Source organism: Cupriavidus consociatus (assembly GCF_017814975.1).
Classification (GTDB): Bacteria; Pseudomonadota; Gammaproteobacteria; order Burkholderiales; family Burkholderiaceae; genus Cupriavidus; species Cupriavidus consociatus.
The window spans coordinates 1-2,071 of record NZ_JAGIQA010000106.1 but is presented as its reverse complement, the minus strand read 5'-3'; the positions used below and the strand labels follow the sequence as shown (position 1 = coordinate 2,071).

Here is a 2,071-nt window from a genome sequence, read left to right as displayed (position 1 = left end):
TGCAGGTCGTGGCTGATGAAGAGGTACGAGACCCCCAGCTCCTTGCGCAGCTCGGCCATCAGGTCGAGGATGGCGGCGCCGACCACGGTGTCCAGCGCCGAGGTGATCTCGTCGCACAGGATCAGCTCCGGATCGGCGGCAAGCGCGCGGGCCAGGTTCACCCGCTGCTTCTGCCCGCCGGAGAGGCCGCCCGGCGTGCGCTGCGCCACGCCCGCCGGCAGCCGCACCAGGTCCAGCAGCTGGCGGATCCGCGCGCGCAGCGCTTCCCCGCGCAGGCCGTGGTAGAACTGCAGCGGCCGGGCCAGGATCTCCTGGATGGTGCGCGCGGGATTGAGCGCGGTATCGGCCATCTGGAACACGATCTGGATGCGGCGCAGCTCGTCGCGGCTGCGTTCGGCCACGGTCGGCTTCAGCGGGCGGCCATTGAAGGCGATGCTGCCGCGGCACGGCGCCACCAGCCCGGCGACGGCCCGCGCCAGCGTGGTCTTGCCGGAACCCGACTCGCCGATCACGCCGATGGCCTGGCCCCGGTACAGCTTCAGGTCGACCCCCTCCAGGATCTTCGCCGCGGGCTGCCCGTGCGCATCGAGCGGGCCGTAGCCGGCCGACAGGTCGCGCACCTCGAGCAATAGCGGGCTCTTGTCCGGGTCCACCGGCGCGCCGGGGCGCTCGGCCGGGCGCGCCGCGGCCAGCAGGCAGCGGGTGTAGTCGTCGGCCGGCTGGTACAGGATCTGGTCGGTCTCGCCCAGCTCGCGCATCTTGCCATCGCGCAGCACCAGGATATGGTCGGCCACCTGGGCCACCACGGCCAGGTCGTGGCTCACATAGACCGCGGTGGTGCGGCGCTCGCGCACCGCGCGGCGGAACACGCGCAGCACTTCGACCTGCGTGGTCACGTCCAGTGCCGTGGTCGGCTCGTCCAGGATCACCAGGTCGGGATCGGTGATCAGCGCCATGGCCGCCATCAGGCGCTGCAGCTGCCCACCGGACACCTGGTGGGGATAGCGCTGGCCGATGGACTCGGGATTGGGCAGCGCCAGTTCACGGTACAGCGCGATCGCCTTCTGCTCGGCCGCCTTGCGGTCCATCAGGCGGTGGATCAGCGCCGGCTCGACCACCTGGTCCATGATGGTGCGCGACGGATTGAACGAGGCCGCGGCGCTTTGCGCGATATACGTGATGTTGCGCCCGCGCAGCCGGCGCTGCTCGCCCGGCGGCAGGTGCAGCACGTCGGTGGCGCCCACCCGGATGCTGCCGGCGATCTCGCAGCCGTCGCGCGCGAAGCCCATCAGGGCGAGCGCGGTGGTGGTCTTGCCCGAGCCGGATTCGCCGATCAGGGCCAGCACCTTGCCCGGCTCGATCTCGAAGTCGACGCCGTCGACCAGGGTCGCCGCGCCGGCGGTGATGCGCAGATTGCTGACTTTTACGGACGTGCCCATTATTTCCCCCCACGTGCCGAGCGGCCCGGCAGATTGTCGATGACCAGGTTGACCGCCATGGTCAGGCTGGCGATGGCCAGCGCCGGCGCCACCACGGCCATGCTGCCCTCGGAGAGGGCGCCGATGTTCTCGCGCACCAGCGAACCCCAGTCGGCCTCGGGCGGCTGGATGCCCAGGCCGAGGAAGCTGAGGCTGGCGAGCAGCAGCACGACGTAGACGAAGCGCAGCCCCAGGTCGGCCAGCATGGGGCCGACGATGTTGGGCAGGATCTCCTGGCGCATGATGTAGGCGGTGCCTTCGCCGCGCGTGCGGGCGACGGTCACGTAGTCCATCGCGTTGATGTTGACCGCCAGCGAGCGCGCGATGCGATACGCGCCGGGAACGTAGATGATGGCCGCGGTGATGGCGAGCATCCACACCGAGGAGCCGAAGGCGGCGACCATGATCAGCGCGAACATCTTGCTCGGGATCGCGGTGAGCGTATCGAGGCCGCGGCTCAGGCAGGCATCGATCCAGCGGCCGCTGACGGTGGCCAGCAGCGCGAGCGTGATGCCGATGCCGCTCGCGCACAGTGTCGAGACCAGCGCCAGGCAGACGGTATAGCGCGCGCCGAGCAGCACGCGCGCGAGCAT

Annotated in this window: 2 protein-coding genes; both read right to left on the bottom strand. The window is 70.5% G+C overall.

Annotation, left to right across the window (positions count from 1 at the left end; genetic code table 11):
* On the bottom strand, positions 1-1,439 hold a 1,439-nt coding region (locus J8I82_RS37525), incomplete at its 3' end, for an ABC transporter ATP-binding protein (RefSeq protein WP_209765653.1).
* Positions 1,439-2,071 (bottom strand): ABC transporter permease (locus J8I82_RS37520; RefSeq protein WP_209765651.1); only part of this gene is annotated, 633 nt, incomplete at its 5' end. The genes J8I82_RS37520 and J8I82_RS37525, both read right to left, overlap by 1 nt.